Raw genomic sequence first — 17,128 nt, forward strand, 5'->3', positions numbered from 1 at the left:
AAGAAGCTCGAGGGTAGAACAGCTGCGAAATTCCAATATTCGTCAAATGCTGGGCGGCTTTCAAAGTTCTATGGATTTCCATAGTGTCGGCAATTAACAGTGCATGGAGTGGATATTTATCTTTAATACCGGATCTACAGTTTGAAATGTATAAGATTTTGGAAATCGAAGAATACTTTAAATACACTTTTTCTCCAGTGAATCTGACTTCATCAAAGGAAAGAGAGGCATCAACGACAATATGAAAGCAACTGGAATCGTTCGTCGAATAGACGATTTAGGCCGCGTGGTCATCCCTAAAGAAATCCGTCGAACCCTCAGGATTAGGGAAGGAGATCCGTTGGAAATTTTTGTAGACAGAGATGGAGAGGTTATCCTAAAGAAATATTCGCCGATCGGCGAGCTTGGCGATTTCGCCAAAGAGTATGCGGAGTCTTTGTATGAGAGCACTAACCATGTTATTCTAATCTCCGACCGCGATACGATTATTGCCGTGTCCGGCGCGTCGAAGAAGGATTACATGGAGAAACAAATCGGTGCTTTGGTGGAGAGCTCCATGGAGAGCCGTAAATCGGTGCTGGAAAGCAACCCTGGCTCGTATGACATATGCAAAGATATGAAGGAAAATTACTCATCTTATGTCATTGCGCCGATTGTAGCGGGAGGAGACCCTATCGGAGCGGTCATCATGTGCAGCAAAGATGAATCGGCGAAAATGAGCCAGATGGAGCTCAAAATGGCGGAAACGGCTGCTGGATTTTTAGCTAAACAGATGGAGCAGTAATTAACGGTTTATCCATCCTTCTTGGGCTTCCTTAAGGTAAGGTGATGTCACCTTCTGTACAGGAGGCTTTTTCAATTTGCCAAAGGATGAGTTATAATGGGGACATCCGTTTTATGGAAATGGCATGGAAGATGGGAATTCTCTATGAATAATACTCGTAAGCCGGAGGCGGATGTTCCCGGTAAAAGTCTCCTCAAAGGAGCCGCCGTTCTCGGTGCGGCTGCCATCATTTCGAAGCTGCTCGGGACATTGCAAAAGATTCCTCTGCAAAACATGGCGGGAGACGGCGTATTTGGAATTTACAATGCGGTGTACCCTTTATATATTCTGATTTTGACTGTGGCTACGGCCGGAATCCCTATAGCTGTCTCCAAATTTGTTTCAGAACAGACGGTTCTGGGACGTCACGACGAAGCCAAAAGAATATTTAAATTAGCTACGGCTGTCCTGAGTGTAACGGGATTGCTTTGTTTTCTCCTTTTATATGCCGGTTCGGGATTCATTGCTTCTTGGATGGGAGTAGGCCAGACGGAGAAGGCCATCCGCAGTGTTTCTTTCGCTCTTCTGCTTGTGCCTGTGATGGCTGCTTTAAGAGGATATTTTCAGGGTATCCAGAATATGGTCCCCACAGCGGTTTCCCAGGTAGTTGAGCAATTTGTGCGAGTGTGCACAATGATTGTGCTTTTGTTGTATTTTACGAGATTGGGCAGGACGGACGACTGGATAGCTGCCGGAGCGACCTTTGGTTCCGCGGTAGGGGCTGCAGCAGGATTAATCGTCATGCTGCTATATTGGTGGAGACGGCGAGAGCCGGATTTCCCGGCAATTGGGCCGCGGGACGAGTTTAACTCGGAGTCGAACCGGGAGCTGAGCCGGGATTCGAACTCGAAGCCGAAGCAGGCCGTGGAAGACGATGAATATGCCACATCAGCCGAAGAAGGAAAACGTCCTTCCGCCATGGGGAGCGAAGGGCCAGTAGAGCCTGCTTCTTCAGTTATCCGCCGATTTCTCCGATATGCGCTTCCGATTTGTCTTGGCTCTCTGGTCGTTCCGTTGTTGACGTTGGTCGACACGTTCACGATGCCGCGACTTCTGATGGTCCGCGGGACGGACGAAGCAGGTGCAATGTATGCCTTCGGCCTATACAATCACGGACTGCCTCTTGTCCAGCTCGTATCGATGATCGCTACTTCTATGTCCGCCGCTTTGATCCCGGCCATTGCCGTGGCGAAAATTCGCAATGAGCCCGAGGTGATCCGTGTTCGTTCGGAATTGGCGATCCGATTCACCTGGCTTATTGGCTTAGCCGCATCCTTTGGGCTGGCGGCAACGGCTATTCCGCTGAATATTATGTTTTTTAAATCGGCTGAAGGCTGGGAAGCGATGGCGCTGCTTGCCTTTACAGCAGGATTTAGCACAGTTAATATTGTCACGTCAAGCATTCTGCAAGGGATGGGAGCTGTCAAGGTTCCAGTGATTCACCTGCTCGTTGGAGTCGTGATCAAAATCGCACTCAATCTGCTTCTCATGCCGCTGTGGGGGATTCAAGGGGCGGCGGTGGCTGCAGTTCTTGCTTACGGTACGGCTAGCGGCTTGAATTACCGCTATTTATATAAACACGCCAGGGTCCGTATTTCTGCCTCCTCCGCGATTTATAGGCCGCTGCTGGCGGTGGTCTGTATGTGTGGAGCCATATTCATTATTTATTTCGGTCTGGATGCGATGATGAAGGTCTGGACTCCGGGGTTGTCGTTAAGAATTCATAATACTATCCTTAGTTTAGCGGCAGTAGCTGCAGGCGGCATCGTTTACTTGCTCGCCTTGTTCAAAACAGGGGCCATCAGCCGTTCCGAATTGGCGCTGGTTCCCAGCATAGGACAAAAAGCAGAGCCTATATTGGTTCGAATAGGTTTATGGAAGTAAATTTGGTTTAATACACTTAGGAGGGTTGCCCGTGTCCGCTCATATTACAGTCGTTGGCTTGGGAACGGGAGACGAAAGCCAATTGACCTTGGGAATTTGGAATAAGCTGCAGCAAGCTCCAAAGCTTTATTTGCGCACCGAAGAACATCCAGTGGTCGGGTACATACGCAAAAACGGGATCGCTTACGAATCATTTGATAAGCTCTACGAGCAGGTGCCGACATTCGAGGAAGTTTACGGAAAAATTGCGGATCGACTTGTTGAATTAGCCCGGCAAAGCGGGGAAGAAATCGTCTATGCTCTGCCCGGTCATCCCTCGGTAGCGGAGCGAACGACCCAATTGCTGAGACAGAGATGTCCGAACGCGGGGATCGGGCTAAGCATTATGGGAGGAGAAAGCTTTCTTGATCAGACTTTTCTCCGGTTCGGGTTCGACCCTATTGAAGGATTTCAACTGCTCGACGGAACCAGTCTGCAGGAAGGACAGCTCAACCCGGCGCTTCATACGATCATTGCCCAGGTCTATGATTCCTTCATCGCTTCGGATGTCAAACTAACGCTTATGGAGCTTTACCCGGATGATTATAAGGTTTTTGTAGGCCATTCCCTTGGAGTGGATGGGAAGGAGATTATTTCCGAAGCAGCCTTGTATGAGCTTGATCGGTTGAGCGGATACGGCAATCTATCTGTGATCTGGGTTCCTAAAGCAGATAGCAGGGAGCTCTTCCATCGTACCTTCACCCGCCTGCGCGACATTGTTGCCATTCTTCGGAGTCCGGATGGCTGCCCGTGGGACAGGGACCAGACCCATGCCAGCATACGCGGCAATCTGATTGAGGAAACGTATGAAGTGCTGGAGACGATTGATGATGACGATCCCGAAGCGATGTGTGAGGAGCTTGGCGATTTGCTGCTGCAGGTGGTCATGCATGCGCAGATGGAAGAAGAGGCCGGCACGTTCTCTATCCGCGATGTCATTCAAGGCTTGAATGACAAGCTCGTTCGCCGACATCCGCATGTGTTCGGGGAAAGCTCCGCCCATAATGCCGGTGAGGCATTGTCCAATTGGCAGCAGATGAAGCAGGAAGAGAAGAAAAGCAAAGGCATCGATCCCGATCAAATCTCCATTCTTGCCGGCATACCAAGAGATTTGCCTGCTCTGCACAAGGCCATTAAGCTGCAAAAACGGGCGGCCAAGGTCGGATTCGACTGGCCGGACCTGGAAGGGGTGTACGCTAAAATCCAGGAGGAGCTCGAAGAACTTCGAGAAGCGCAGGATGCCGATGCCCGTAAAGCGGAGCTTGGAGATTTGCTATTTGCGGTTGTAAATCTTGCCCGATTCCTGAAGATCGATCCGGAAGAAGCCCTCGCCGGAACAAATCGAAAATTTATGCAAAGATTTGAGTATATTGAGGAGCAACTGCGTTTAAACGGAAAAACTTTTGACCAAACTGATTTACAAGAGATGGAAGCCTACTGGCAAAAAGCAAAAAAAGTTTTGTAAAATGTTTTTTGGCAGCAGGATTTTCCTAATCCACAAAGAATACTTAAGGCATATGGCATATCCTTAATGTGGACTAATGACAATTTGGGAGGTAACAAACTATGAATAAAACGGATTTGGTAAATAACATCGCTCAAAAAAGCGGACTGGCTAAGAAAGATGTAGAATCTGTATTAAACGGACTTCTGGGAGAAATCACCGACGCCCTTTCCAGCGGGGAAAAAGTCCAATTGATCGGTTTCGGAACTTTCGAAACTCGCAAACGTTCCGGACGGACCGGACGCAACCCTCAAACCGGTAAAGAAATCGCTATTCCTGAATCGATTGTACCGGCCTTTAAAGCGGGCAACAAACTTAAAGAAGCCGTTAAGTAATGAGGCTTGATAAGTATTTGAAGGTCTCCCGTCTGATCAAGAGGCGTACGGTAGCTAAGGACGTTTCGGAACAGGGGAGAGTATGGATCAATGGACGGGAAGCTAAAGCAAGCAGCACAGTCCAGGTTGGTGATGAGCTTACGATTCAATTCGGTCAGAAGAATGTCGTTGTGCGGGTGGACAAGCTCTCCGAATCGACTCGTAAAGAAGATGCAGCCTTGATGTATACTTTGCTGCGAGAAGAGCCCCGGACAAACGAATGAAAGATTAAGAGACTAAGTTTAAATTAGTCTCTTTTTTCTACCAGTGGCTTCCAGATTTTTACTAACAAACTATCGTTTCACTGGTTCTAAAATCGGACATCCCCCCATAAGGTAATGTTAGAGGGAGGGGTACATGCCATGGTGGAACAGGGAAAAGTGAAGCGGCAGGAAGTAAAGATGCTAAATCGGAAGCTGCTGGAAATCTCCGGTGTATTGAATGTCGAAAGCTTTGACAGCGAAGAGTTCTTGCTGGAAACGGAATGCGGATTTCTGACTATCAAGGGCCAGAATTTACACATCAAAAATCTAAGTCTGGAACAAGGTCTTGTAGCCATTGAAGGCTTGGTCCACGCACTGGCCTATTTAGAAACGGGAACCCAGGGAAAATCAAAAGGCTTGTTCGGTAAACTGTTCAAGTGACACTGCACATTCAGTTTCTCACCATGGGTACGATGTTCGCCAGCGGAATCGGTATGGGCATTCTGTTTGAAGTCTATCGCGTGCTGACTGGGCAGCTTCGCGTGCCGCGCTGGCTTATTTCCATCCTTGATTTAATTTATTGGGGCGTTGTTACGGTATCGGTTTTTCGCGTGCTGTATTACAGCAACCAGGGACAACTCCGGTTGTTTATATTTATAGGCCTGTTAGCGGGCGGAACCTTCTACTGGGCCTTTTTGAGAGAGGGAACAGTTTACGTCATCCGGGCCATCATCCGCTTTATTATTTGGCTCGTCAAGCTGTTGCGGAGACTAATCGAAATCTTTATAATCAAACCGATTCAACTGCTTTACAAATGTTTAATCATTCTTATTGGCTTTTTGACGGCAATTGCTATTTTCGTATACAAAATTGTGGTAAAATTATTATACCCCGTCATCCGGTTATTCATTCGTCCGTTTTTGCTGGTGTGGAGCAAGATTCGTTGGCCCCGGTGGGCGACAAACGGGTGGAGGGCCATTCGTCATTTTTTTCTAAAATGGTTCCGAAAATCATAGGAGGAAGCGGGATTCCATGGTACAGGTAAGAAATACATCCACGAAAAATAATTCCATGATCGGCGCTCGCCGGCGGATACGTCTGCTGATGATCGCTGTTTTCTGTGTGTTGATATGGGCATGCGTAACCGTCTGGGACCAATCGGACAAGCTCGCCGAGAATTCGGAGAAACTCGCAGTACTCGAAACCAAGCTGGCAGAAGTTGAAAAATTGAACGAAGAATCAAAGAAAGAACTAAGCCGGTTAAACGATCCGGAATATAAGGAAGAGAAGGCTCGTAAGGATCTTCAGGTTGCCCGGGAAGGCGAAACGATATTTGATATCGCGAAACCGTCTCCCTAGACCTTTGCCTTGTTGACCTCTAATTCCGCTTCATGTATAATCTCCATAGCCAGTGTTTTGAATTTTCTAAGGGAGGAACATAATCATTTATGGCAATTGAAGTGGGCACCAAATTAGAAGGAAAGGTGACAGGGATCACTCACTTTGGAGCTTTCGTCGAGCTTCCTGAGGGAGGAACTGGCCTCGTTCACATCTCGGAGATAGCCGATAACTATGTTAAGGATGTCAACGATCACTTGAAGCTGAACGATACAGTTATGGTCAAGGTGATCAATGTCGACAAAGACGGTAAAATCGGTTTATCAATCAAACAAGCTGTTGATAAGCCTCCGGCAGCTGAAAGGCCTGCTCGTCCGGAACGTCATGGCGGCGGATCGTATGGGGATCGAAGAGAAGGCGGAGGGTACCGCGGCAATGACCGAGGTGGACGCCCATTTAAACCTCCCATTGGCAAGTCTTCCTTTGAGGATAAGATGGTCAGATTTTTAAAAGATAGCGAGGAACGCATCTCGTCTCTCAAGAAAAACACGGAGTCAAAGCGTGGAGGGAGAGGCGCTAGACGCGATTAATATACGAAATTTGTCCGCAAGCCCAGTGACGGGTTTGCGGGCTTATCTGTTCCCAGCTCCTTGAATCGGCAGCCGGGCAGGACTTGACTTTCAGGTTGGATTTGGTATATAGTATTGCTTGTTATGGCGGCGTAGCTCAGCTGGCTAGAGCGTACGGTTCATACCCGTGAGGTCGGGGGTTCGATCCCCTCCGCCGCTATTATAGTTAGTCTTCTCGTTTATATATTCCTATCTCAGACGGCTTCCGAATTCCGGGAGCTTTTTTTTTTGAGAACCGTCCCTGCTTCGACACGAGCGCTCGGCAAGATTGGCGGCTTCCCTCGCCCTAAACTGGCACAGGCTACTACAAAACGCAGAATTCGGTAGCCTTGACCTCGTTTTTTCGCGCTAAAAAGAGCGGGTTCTGCGTATTTTTTGTCGGAAACTTTTTCGATTCTATCCTCTCATTCTGACAAACTTTCTAATAGATTCTCCCTATAATAGAGGACACAAGAAATCCGGTTAGGTGGTGTCCAATCTATGCAAAAGCAATCAAGTGTACATGAAATGAAGGAACATTGCTCTTCATGGCTGAGACAGATCAAGCTAGGTACAAGGCAACGTCTGACGGACAGTCGGATAATGCAAGCTTGGTTGGTCAAGCGGTGGGCCGTTCTGCTTGTCGTTATTGCCTTCTTGCTGGGGAGGGCAACGATTCTGGATGAGCTCTCGCCTTTTGCAATTGCTTACTTTGCTGTCTTTTATTATGTTCGCAAGGATTTGCTTCATTGGGTAGGAATGGCCCTGTGTGCGGGAAGCCTATTGTCCAGCCATGGCAATGCAGGGTACATAGTGGCGCAGATGCTTGTATTTCTTCTTATTCAAAAAGGATTGGAGAAATACGAGAAGGCCGAGCTGTCTCATGTTCCTCTATTGGTGTTCATAACCAATTTCTCGGTGAAGCTGTTCAGCTATCTTGTGGCAGCGAATTTGTCGTGGTATACACTTATGATGACGGGGATAGAATCGGTGCTGAGCTTGATTTTGACACTGATTTTCGTTCAAGCCGTCCCGGTATTTACTCTGGCTCGCAAAAAGCATGGCCTAAAAACGGATGAAATCATATGTTTGATTATTTTGCTAGCTTCGGTTATGACAGGTACGGTGGGCTGGATCGTCGGCAATGTTACGGTAGAGCATGTGCTCTCCAGATACTTGATTCTATTATTTGCTCTTGTCGGGGGAGCACCCTTGGGGGCTTCTGTCGGGGTCATTACAGGCTTGATTCTTAGCCTGGCGAATGTAAACGCTATTTATCAGATGAGTCTGCTTGCTTTTGCCGGGATGCTGGCCGGATTGATGAAAGAGGGCGGTCGTCTGGCAGTGGCGCTGGGCATGCTGATCGGTTCTTCGATCCTATCTATTTATATTGGCGATCAGACGGCTTTTTTGCACTCTACCTGGGAATCGACGGCGGCTGTGCTTCTATTTTTATTAACGCCAAGAAGCGTTATTCAAACGTTGGCTATGTATATTCCGGGTACTCAGGAAAATTTAAAATCTCATTATGATTATGCAAAGCGGGTAAGAGATATTACTGCGGAAAGGGTGCAACAATTTTCTGAAGTGTTCCGCCAATTGTCACGCAGCTTTAAACAGCTGACGACAGAAGGCTACGCCGTTAACCGGGAGGGCGAGGTGGAACACTTTATGAATACCGTATCCGGCAAATTCTGTTCCAATTGCGGCAAACGCGATGCTTGCTGGAGCCGGGATTTTGACAAAACCTATAAATACATGACGGATATGATGTCCGCAATTGATAAAGACGAAGCCCCTTCTAAGCGGGAAATCCCGAAGGAATGGACCCGCGCATGCATTAAGACGGAGCGGGTATTGAATACGATGATTCACGAGTACCAGCTTCATAAAAATAATTTACACTGGAAAAAGCAAATATTAGAGAGCCGTCAGCTCGTAGCCGATCAATTAACCGGCGTTTCCCAGGTGATGGAGGATTTGGCCAAAGAAATTAAAAGGGAGGGACAGGAATTATTTTTGCAAGAGGAGCAAATCCGCAGCGCACTGGAGGAGCTGGGACTATCTATTCATAGTATAGAAATTATTAATTTGGAGGAGGGAAATGTAGAAATTGAAGTCGTTCACCAATATTTGAAGGGCTATGATGAATGCCGGAAAATCGTCGCCCCCCTGTTATCTGATATTATAGGGGAAAATATAGCGGTCAAGAGGGAGTATGCTTCTGACAGGGGAGACGGGTACTATACGGTCATGTTTGGCTCAGCGAAGGAATATGAGGTGGAGACCGGGATTGCCGGTGCAGCTAAAGGAGGGGATCTGCTGTCGGGCGACAGCTTCAGCACAGTGGAGCTGGGTAACGGCAAGTTCGCGGTAGCGCTAAGCGACGGGATGGGCAACGGTGAACGGGCACGGGCGGAGAGCAGTACGGCGCTTAATATTTTGCAGCAGCTGCTGCAATCGGGGATGGATGAGAAGCTGGCGATTAAATCCGTCAATTCCGTCTTGATGCTTCGTTCACCGGACGAAATATTCGCAACTGTCGATATGGCTCTGATCGATCTTTATAGTGCACAGACGACTTTTATGAAGATTGGATCGACACCGAGCTTCATCAAACGGGAGAATGAAGTGATATCTATTATGGCAAACAATTTGCCCGTTGGAATATTACAGGAAATTGACGTGGATCTCGTCAGCGTTCAACTGAAGCCGGGAGACGTACTTATAATGATGACGGACGGAATATACGATGCTCCTGGGTATGCAGTGAATAAAGAGATGTGGATGAAAAGGGTTATTCAAGAGATGGAGCTCGCAGACCCACAAGACTTCGCTGATTGTTTGTTAGAAAGAATTGTGCGCTATCAGAATGGGGATATCTTGGATGATATGACAGTCATAGTAGCTAAAATCGAAAGGTTTCAGCCGGAATGGGCTACGTTCAGCTGGCCTGGCGTGTCCCGTATTGAACGGCCTAAAGTGGTTAGCTAGGGGGGCTATGGCATGTCTAGGTAAAAGGGGGTGTATAGCTAGTCTTGATTCTATGCGGTTCTAAGCGTAATCGAGTGGCTGGTTAACAAATCGGGGGGTAGTCGGCAGCTATTAGAGAAATAAAATAGATAGAGACAAGACAGAGAACCAGAGTGGTGCCGGAATGGGTCCGGCACTATTTATTTTGTTCAGTGATCCTGTAGGCTCCTTCCATAAAGTACTTTGGTGTATAGTAAGGCGTTAAGGTACTTTTAATAATTTTGCAAGCTGATGTACTACCTCTTCTTTAGACAGGATTGTGCCGTATAAAGTCTACCAAAAGGGCAACACTGATTAATAGGATGGTAGGAAAAACAAGACGGCCATTCGGACTAAGGGAGGGGCGGAACATGAAACAAATTATTTTGGTGACCGACGGCTGCTCGAATGTCGGAATCAGTCCAATTGCTGCTGCGGCGAGAGCTCTGGCAGAAGGAATTGTAGTGAACGTCATCGGGATAACGGATGACGGAGAAACGGGCATTTATGGAATAGAAGAAATTAATGAAATTGCCCGAGCGGGAGGCGGATTGAGCCGGCTCGTTGCCCCAAGCCGAGTGGCGCAGACGATGCAAATGATGACGCGCAAGACCATGGTTCATACCATTCACGATGCTGTTAATCGGGAGCTGCGCCAGATCGTCGGCCCGGATGCGGCGCTGGAATCGATGAACCCGGAGCAGCGCTCCCAGGTTGTGCAGGTGATCGACGACCTGGCGGAGACGTCCGGTCTGAAGGTGGCGCTGCTGGTTGATGCGAGTGCAAGCATGCGTCCCAAGCTTGAGGCGGTAAGAGAGGCGATAGGCGATCTGATGCTGAGCCTCCAGGCTCGCAGGGGGACGAGCGAAATAGCGGTGTTTCATTTTCCCGATGTTCAAGGGGGACGGGAAGTGTGCATGGATCTGGATTGGACGAATCGACTTGCAAATGTTCGCAATTTATTCTATAAAATAAACATGAAAGGTACGACGCCCACCGGACCCGCTCTGCTCCATGTGGTCCAATTGCTGTCCGAAGAACGGACGGGCGGAATGGAAGGTGGAGAACCGGTCAGGCCGAAGGCTTGTTCACAACCGGGCAAGGACGGGATGCTGAGTGACTACGTCGTCTGAAATAGATTTTGCACCCGGAGCGAGAGTCGTCGGCAAGTGGAGGCGAACTCCATATCAAGTCGAGAGGAAGCTCGGCGAAGGGGCGAACGGCAAGGTTTACCTCGTACGCAGGGACCGCCGTTGGTTTGCTTTGAAAATCGGCTTCAACACGGTCGATCTGCAATCCGAGATCAATGTGCTGAAGAAGCTGTCGCAAGCGGCTGGTGATTTTCGGCATTTCTTTGTCGATGCGGACGATGCGGAAATTAATGGCAGCGTTCACTCGTTCTACGTGATGAGATATGTGCGCGGAGAGCCGCCCGATGTATTTCTCAAGCAATCAGGTCAAGAATGGCTGGACGTTATCGGCTTGAACTTGCTGCGCAAGCTGGTTAATTTGCATCGGCAAGGATTTGTTTTTGGAGACTTGAAGTTGGAGAATGTTCTGGTTTCCCGCTATGGGCAGGTAGAATTGATTGACTTTGGCGGCGTTACGCGGCTTGGAAATGGAGTCAAACAATTTACCGAAGTATATGATCGGGGGTATTGGAACGGAGGCAGCCGTACAGCGGACGAATGCTATGATTTATTCTCGTTTGCTATCCTCTGCATGCAGTTGCTGGGAAGCCGCAGGAGCTGTATTTCCCCCCAGCTGATTCCTCAGAATCGAAGCGTAGAATTGCTTCTGGAGGAACTGGAGGCCGACCCGGCCTACTCCGGCTGCAAGATGTTCCTGCACAAGTCGCTCACCGGCCAATTTAATTCGTCGCTTGAAGCCTGCAAGGATTGGCAAACGCTGCGGATAACATCTGCGGTGCTGGGAAGCAAGAGTCCCTGTCTCCCGGCGGAGGCAGGCCGATGGGTCGCCTACGGCTTCGCTGCTTCTCTACTAATGTTCGGGGTGGCGCTGTACATCGTATGGTCATGATCAGATTTTCTGCTCACCGAAAGGAAAGAGTACGCCAAATGGAGCTTATCCGCAAAGTAGAACATACCATTATAGAAGAGCGGCTGTTTGAACCAGGAGATCGCATAGTCGTTGCCGTATCGGGTGGTCCCGATTCGGTAGCCTTGCTGCATCTCCTATTCCTGCTTTCCAAGGAGTGGGACTGGCAGCTCATGATCGGCCACGTCAATCATTTATTCCGTGAAGAATCGGAGGAGGAGGCCAGGTTTGTGACGGGATGGGCCCGCGAACTCGGGATTCCATGCGAGGTCGGTGTTGTAGATGTTCCCCGCTATATTGAACAGACCGGCGACAATCCCCAGAACGCGGCCAGGCAGCAGAGGTATCTGTTTCTCGCCTCCGTCGCCAAACAATTCGGCACCGATAAACTCGCCCTGGCCCATCATGCCGATGATCAGGCGGAGACCGTTATGATGAGGCTGATTCGCGGTACGGGACCGGCGGGACTGGTTGGAATGACGGCGAGCAATAAGCTGGATGGCCTGCAACTGATCCGCCCGCTGCTTCGTATTTATAAAGAAGAGCTGGAGCAATACTGTCATGAGCGCGAGCTGACCTATTATGTGGATGGCAGCAACCTGGAGCGTAAATATTTTCGTAACCAAGTTCGACTGGACGTTATTCCTAAGCTGTCCGAGTACAATCCAAATTTTGTTGAATCTCTCCATCGTCTGTCCTTCATGATGAAAGATGAAGATGATTTTATGGAAAAAGAGATTCAATCGCTTTATGAACGAATGGTCCGTACGGATACCGCAACGGGCGAAAGAACATTTTCAACAAAAGTGTTCACCCGTTTACATGTTGCTTTACAAAGGCGATTGATTAAACTAATATTAAATTATCTCAGTTTATGCGCGGATTCCGTTGATTTTGCCACTGTGGAATCGCTGCGCGAGGCAATTATACAGAGACGCTCCTCCAGCCTTACGCTGGATGTAAGTGATCAGATCCGCTTTTTTAAAGAATATGATCGTATTGGTTTCGTGCGAAACTATTCTCCCGCCCGTCCGTTCCGTTACCCGTTGGGTTTGGAGCAGGGCGATTTGTATTTAGCCGAAGCGGGGATCTATCTGGAAACCTTCGTTTCGGAAGCCCGTGAACATCCTGATTGGTCTTCATGGCCGGCCGAAGATCGGGCGGTTTTGGATCTGGATCGGCTCGAGCTCCCGATCATCGTTCGCAGTCGTCAAGACGGAGACCGGATGCAGGTTCTTGGTTTAAATGGTTCCAAAAAGGTGAAAGATATTTTCATCGATGCTAAAATCGCCCACAGGGAGCGGAACCTTCTACCATTGGTTGTTGACGGAGCCGGCCGGATTATTTGGATACCGGGAATTAAACGTTCCGTGCATGCTAGGGTGACGGACCGGACGACCCGATTTTTACATATAAGGGTTAGCCGGAAAGGAATGCAAGGACTTTAGTATGTACGCTTTCGTTTTTTCATAGAATAAAGTAGGAGGTTTCTTTGTTGCATAACGACATACAAGAAGTGCTGTACACCAAGGAGCAACTTGAGCAAAAGGTGCGAGAGCTGGGTCAGAAAATAACCGAGGACTACCAGGATAGGAATTTATTTGTTATCTGTGTCCTGAAAGGCGCATTTATTTTTATGGCCGATCTTGTTAAACATATTAACGTACCGCTCGAGCTCGACTTTATGGCGGTGTCCAGTTACGGGCAGTCGACTAAATCATCGGGGGTCGTCAAAATCATTAAGGACTTGGATGTGCCGCTCGAAGGTCGGGATGTTCTGATTGTCGAAGACATTATCGACAGCGGCTTAACGCTGAGCTACCTGATCGACATTCTGGAAAGAAGAAACGCCCATTCGGTTTCGGTAGTGACTATGTTCGATAAGCCTGCGCGTCGAACCGTTGAGCTAGAGCCGGACTACAAAGGATTCACCCTTCCGGATGCATTCATAGTCGGGTATGGACTGGACTATGCGGAGAAATACCGGAACCTGCCTTATGTCGGCATTTTAAAGGAAGAAGTTTATTCTTCCTAAGCCGCAAAAGTCTATTTTCCGTTCTATTGTGAAGGCGAGACCTGCTGTGGTAAAATAAAACAAGTGTGCCGCTTGAGAGGAGGTAGGGGATGAATCGGGTCCTCCGAAATACCGGATTTTATCTAATTCTCTTTTTAGTTGTTATCGGAATTGTACGTTTTATCAGTGCTCAAAACGATATCGAGGAGCAAATTTCGTACAATCAATTTCGCGAAGAATTAAAGAACGCAGCAGCCCAAACGACGGGGGATAAGATTGAAAGAGTCATCGTCAAGCCGGAAGGCTATACCTACGTCATAAAGGGAAAGTATGAGTCGGGTAAAAGCTTCAAGACCCGGGCCCCTTTGGATGAAAGGGTCATTGCTCTTATTGAAGAGAGCGGCGTGTCAGAAGAAGTGTATGAGAAAATGGACGAGGGCAGTATATGGGTTACGTTCTTGACGTCCATTATTCCGCTTGTCATTATCTTCATCCTGTTCTTCTTCTTGCTGAACCAAGCTCAGGGCGGCGGCGGCAAGGTGATGAATTTTGGCAAGAGCCGGGCCCGTTTGTATAATGAAGAGAAAAAACGGGTTACCTTTGAAGATGTCGCCGGGGCTGACGAGGAGAAACAGGAACTTGTCGAGGTCGTGGAATTTCTCAAAGACCCGCGCAAGTTCGCTGCGGTAGGAGCGCGTATCCCCAAGGGGGTCCTGCTTAACGGGCCGCCAGGAACAGGGAAAACACTCTTAGCGAGAGCCGTGGCGGGAGAAGCGGGAGTCCCGTTCTTCAGCATAAGCGGTTCTGATTTCGTAGAGATGTTCGTTGGTGTCGGGGCTTCCCGTGTCCGCGATTTATTCGAGAATGCGAAGAAGAACTCGCCATGTATTATCTTTATTGATGAGATTGACGCCGTTGGCCGTCAGCGCGGCGCCGGATTAGGCGGCGGGCATGACGAGCGTGAGCAGACGCTCAATCAGCTGTTGGTAGAGATGGACGGGTTCGGCGCCAATGAAGGGATTATCATTATTGCTGCAACTAACCGTCCGGATATTCTCGACCCTGCATTATTGCGTCCCGGACGCTTTGACCGTCAAATTACGGTCGATCGCCCGGATGTGAAGGGCCGGGAAGCTGTGCTCAAAGTGCACGCCCGGAATAAACCGCTGGCCAAGGATGTCAAGATGGATGTACTGGCCAGATATACGACAGGCTTTACCGGAGCCGATCTGGAGAACCTGCTGAACGAGGCAGCGTTGATCGCGGCACGCCGCAACCGAAAGGACATCGGGATGGCGGAAGTGGAGGAAGCTTTCGACAGAGTTGTCGTAGGAACGCAGAAGAAGAGCCGCATTATCAGTGACCGCGATAAGAAGACGCTGGCTTATCATGAAGCGGGGCATGCCATCATTGGCTACTACGCAAGGGATGCCTGGATGGTTCATAAAGTGACGATCGTACCGCGCGGACGGGCCGGTGGTTACGTCATGATGCAGCCTAAAGAAGCGGAAGATCCGTTAGTCGTTACCAAGTCCGAGCTTCTGGATCAGGTGGTCGGACTGCTGGGGGGCCGCGTCTCCGAGGAGCTGTTTATCGGGGAGATTGGTACCGGAGCTTACGACGATTTCCAAAAAGCCACATCTATCGTGCGCCGCATGATTGTTGACTATGGAATGAGCGATAAGCTCGGACCTATGCAATTCGGCCATACCCAAGGCCAGGTTTTCCTGGGAAGGGATCTTGGACACGAGCAGAATTACAGCGATGCTATTGCTTACGAAATTGATCAAGAGATGCAGCTTATGATTCGCGAATGCTATGACCGTGCGAAAAGCATTCTGAAGCAGCATGAGGATAAGGTGCATCTGGTTGCGAATACACTATTGACCAAGGAAACACTCGTTAAAGAACAGATTATCCATCTGATCGAGCATGGTACGGTAGGCGAGGAAACCGGATCGGAAGATTCGGGTTCGAAGTCAGGTAATGAATCCGCTTATGATGCCTACAAAAAAGAGGAAGAACTGAAGGTCAAAATTCAAGGCCAGGATCAACAGAAGGAAACGAATAAATTCGGTTCCGAACGGGACAAAAACGAAAACGAAGAAGAATAAAGGGAAGGTCACCAAATCCGGGAAGCGTCCATGCGAGGCTCCCGGATTTTATTCGATTCCCCGGTTTTTCCGCATTGACACCTTCTTTAAGGTTGTGTAAATTAAGTTTAAACTTACTTAATGAATCCTTTACGGACTTTAGTGAGTTGGGGCAACCCGACCCGCTTGCCGAACAAGGGGGATACAAGGAGGAAGGGTTGGGATGGAGGCTCTCGCTTTAGCACGTAAGGAAGAGCAGAATGAGGAGCTGAAAGAACGGATTCTTCAGTTAAAGAAAGAAAAGAACGCCATTATTCTCGCTCATTATTATCAGAGAGATGAAATACAAGAGGTTGCCGATTTTCGAGGAGATTCTTTCTTGCTCGCTCAGAAGGCAGCCACTACCGATGCGGAAGTGATCGTATTTTGCGGAGTGCATTTTATGGGGGAAAGCGCCAAAATATTAGCCCCGAACAAAACGGTCATCATCCCGGATGAAAGAGCCGGTTGTCCGATGGCGGATATGGTTAACGTAGACGGTCTGCGCGCTTTGAAAAAGCAGCATCCTAACGCCAAGGTGGTCGCTTATATCAACACATCGGCCGAGGTTAAGTCGGAAACCGACATTTGCTGTACCTCCGCCAACGCGATCAAAGTAATAGAGTCGGTCGATTCGGACGAAATTATATGGGTTCCGGATAAAAATTTGGGAGACTATGTGTCTAAATTCACAGATAAGAAAATGATTATTTGGGAAGGGTATTGCAACACTCACGATATGCTGACGGTCAAGGATGTCGAGGAAATGAGAGCCAAATACCCTGACGCCGAGTTTGTGGTTCATCCGGAATGCCGCCCTGAGGTTGTCAAATTAGCCGATTTTGTAGGCAGTACAACAGCGATAATTAAGCATTGCCGAGAATCGGATCGTGATGAATTTATTGTCGGAACGGAGGACGGAACCGGCTACCAGCTTCGGAAAGACAGCCCACATAAAAAGTTTCATTTTGCCACTAAATATTTGGTCTGCCCCAACATGAAAGTAAACAATTTGAAGAAAGTTGCCAGATGCTTGGAGACGCTGTCTCCAGAAATTTATGTTCCGCCACAGGTTGCGGATCAGGCGAGACTTTCGTTAGAGCGCATGCTGCAGGTGAAGTAGCATGCGCTACTTCCTT

16 protein-coding genes and 1 tRNA gene are annotated in these 17,128 nt (G+C 48.6%); all 17 read left to right on the top strand.

Annotation, left to right across the window (positions count from 1 at the left end; genetic code table 11):
- Positions 1-241 precede the first annotated feature (241 nt).
- The 17 genes from spoVT to nadA all read left to right on the top strand — a co-directional run bounded on the left by spoVT (position 242) and on the right by nadA (position 17,112).
- Positions 242-784 carry a stage V sporulation protein T gene (spoVT, locus tag KJS69_RS27395; protein ID WP_213587123.1) on the top strand — a complete coding sequence of 181 codons (543 nt, stop codon included), beginning with the start codon at positions 242-244 and terminating at the stop codon, positions 782-784.
- Between the two features lie 144 nt (positions 785-928).
- Entirely contained in the window at positions 929-2,707 is a 1,779-nt protein-coding gene (locus tag KJS69_RS27400) for a putative polysaccharide biosynthesis protein (protein WP_249730732.1), read from the top strand.
- A gap of 31 nt (positions 2,708-2,738) precedes the next feature.
- Positions 2,739-4,211, top strand: coding sequence for a bifunctional methyltransferase/pyrophosphohydrolase YabN (gene yabN, locus KJS69_RS27405; RefSeq protein ID WP_213587127.1), 1,473 nt, complete (start codon positions 2,739-2,741; stop codon positions 4,209-4,211).
- Between the two features lie 101 nt (positions 4,212-4,312).
- Entirely contained in the window at positions 4,313-4,585 is a 273-nt protein-coding gene (locus KJS69_RS27410; RefSeq protein ID WP_213587129.1) for an HU family DNA-binding protein, read from the top strand.
- Positions 4,585-4,848, top strand: coding sequence for an RNA-binding S4 domain-containing protein (locus KJS69_RS27415; protein WP_213587132.1), 264 nt, complete (start codon positions 4,585-4,587; stop codon positions 4,846-4,848). The genes KJS69_RS27410 and KJS69_RS27415 overlap by 1 nt, the downstream gene beginning before the upstream one ends.
- Positions 4,849-4,986: 138 nt before the next feature.
- Positions 4,987-5,268 (top strand): sporulation protein YabP, encoded by a 282-nt coding sequence (yabP, locus tag KJS69_RS27420; protein ID WP_213587134.1) that lies wholly within the window; start codon positions 4,987-4,989, stop codon positions 5,266-5,268.
- Positions 5,265-5,843: a spore cortex biosynthesis protein YabQ gene (gene yabQ, locus KJS69_RS27425; protein ID WP_213587136.1), complete on the top strand. Its 579-nt coding sequence runs from the start codon at positions 5,265-5,267 to the stop codon at positions 5,841-5,843. Before yabP ends, yabQ begins: the two co-directional genes overlap by 4 nt.
- Before the next feature lie 16 nt (positions 5,844-5,859).
- Positions 5,860-6,186 carry an FtsB family cell division protein gene (locus tag KJS69_RS27430; protein ID WP_213587138.1) on the top strand — a complete coding sequence of 109 codons (327 nt, stop codon included), beginning with the start codon at positions 5,860-5,862 and terminating at the stop codon, positions 6,184-6,186.
- Positions 6,187-6,275: 89 nt separating this feature from the next.
- Entirely contained in the window at positions 6,276-6,755 is a 480-nt protein-coding gene (locus tag KJS69_RS27435; RefSeq protein ID WP_213587140.1) for a S1 domain-containing RNA-binding protein, read from the top strand.
- A gap of 125 nt (positions 6,756-6,880) precedes the next feature.
- Positions 6,881-6,954, top strand: a tRNA-Met gene (locus KJS69_RS27440).
- A 320-nt stretch (positions 6,955-7,274) separates the two neighbouring features.
- Entirely contained in the window at positions 7,275-9,767 is a 2,493-nt protein-coding gene (gene spoIIE, locus KJS69_RS27445) for a stage II sporulation protein E (protein WP_213587142.1), read from the top strand.
- A gap of 389 nt (positions 9,768-10,156) precedes the next feature.
- A complete protein-coding gene (locus KJS69_RS27450) occupies positions 10,157-10,918 on the top strand; it encodes a vWA domain-containing protein (protein WP_213587144.1) in 762 nt (253 codons plus the stop codon).
- Positions 10,902-11,825 carry a protein kinase domain-containing protein gene (locus KJS69_RS27455; protein WP_213587145.1) on the top strand — a complete coding sequence of 308 codons (924 nt, stop codon included), beginning with the start codon at positions 10,902-10,904 and terminating at the stop codon, positions 11,823-11,825. Before KJS69_RS27450 ends, KJS69_RS27455 begins: the two co-directional genes overlap by 17 nt.
- A gap of 38 nt (positions 11,826-11,863) precedes the next feature.
- Positions 11,864-13,291: a tRNA lysidine(34) synthetase TilS gene (gene tilS, locus KJS69_RS27460; RefSeq protein WP_213587147.1), complete on the top strand. Its 1,428-nt coding sequence runs from the start codon at positions 11,864-11,866 to the stop codon at positions 13,289-13,291.
- A gap of 47 nt (positions 13,292-13,338) precedes the next feature.
- Positions 13,339-13,878 (top strand): hypoxanthine phosphoribosyltransferase, encoded by a 540-nt coding sequence (gene hpt, locus KJS69_RS27465; protein ID WP_213587149.1) that lies wholly within the window; start codon positions 13,339-13,341, stop codon positions 13,876-13,878.
- Positions 13,879-13,967: 89 nt separating this feature from the next.
- Positions 13,968-15,971 carry an ATP-dependent zinc metalloprotease FtsH gene (gene ftsH, locus KJS69_RS27470; protein WP_213587151.1) on the top strand — a complete coding sequence of 668 codons (2,004 nt, stop codon included), beginning with the start codon at positions 13,968-13,970 and terminating at the stop codon, positions 15,969-15,971.
- A gap of 202 nt (positions 15,972-16,173) precedes the next feature.
- Entirely contained in the window at positions 16,174-17,112 is a 939-nt protein-coding gene (gene nadA / locus KJS69_RS27475) for a quinolinate synthase NadA (protein ID WP_213587153.1), read from the top strand.
- The last annotated feature ends 16 nt before the right edge of the window (positions 17,113-17,128 follow it).

This window comes from Paenibacillus sp. J2TS4, assembly GCF_018403245.1.
Classification (GTDB): domain Bacteria; phylum Bacillota; class Bacilli; order Paenibacillales; family NBRC-103111; genus Paenibacillus_L.

Excerpts from the sequence above, each read along its gene's own strand:
- spoVT (WP_213587123.1), top strand. The coding sequence starts at position 242 with ATGAAAGCAACTGGAATCGTTCGTCGAATAGACGATTTAGGCCGCGTG.
- KJS69_RS27400 (WP_249730732.1), top strand. The coding sequence starts at position 929 with ATGAATAATACTCGTAAGCCGGAGGCGGATGTTCCCGGTAAAAGTCTC.
- KJS69_RS27410 (WP_213587129.1), top strand. The coding sequence starts at position 4,313 with ATGAATAAAACGGATTTGGTAAATAACATCGCTCAAAAAAGCGGACTG.
- KJS69_RS27415 (WP_213587132.1), top strand. The coding sequence starts at position 4,585 with ATGAGGCTTGATAAGTATTTGAAGGTCTCCCGTCTGATCAAGAGGCGT.
- yabP (WP_213587134.1), top strand. The coding sequence starts at position 4,987 with ATGGTGGAACAGGGAAAAGTGAAGCGGCAGGAAGTAAAGATGCTAAAT.
- KJS69_RS27430 (WP_213587138.1), top strand. The coding sequence starts at position 5,860 with ATGGTACAGGTAAGAAATACATCCACGAAAAATAATTCCATGATCGGC.
- KJS69_RS27435 (WP_213587140.1), top strand. The coding sequence starts at position 6,276 with ATGGCAATTGAAGTGGGCACCAAATTAGAAGGAAAGGTGACAGGGATC.
- spoIIE (WP_213587142.1), top strand. The coding sequence starts at position 7,275 with ATGCAAAAGCAATCAAGTGTACATGAAATGAAGGAACATTGCTCTTCA.
- KJS69_RS27450 (WP_213587144.1), top strand. The coding sequence starts at position 10,157 with ATGAAACAAATTATTTTGGTGACCGACGGCTGCTCGAATGTCGGAATC.
- tilS (WP_213587147.1), top strand. The coding sequence starts at position 11,864 with ATGGAGCTTATCCGCAAAGTAGAACATACCATTATAGAAGAGCGGCTG.
- ftsH (WP_213587151.1), top strand. The coding sequence starts at position 13,968 with ATGAATCGGGTCCTCCGAAATACCGGATTTTATCTAATTCTCTTTTTA.
- nadA (WP_213587153.1), top strand. The coding sequence starts at position 16,174 with ATGGAGGCTCTCGCTTTAGCACGTAAGGAAGAGCAGAATGAGGAGCTG.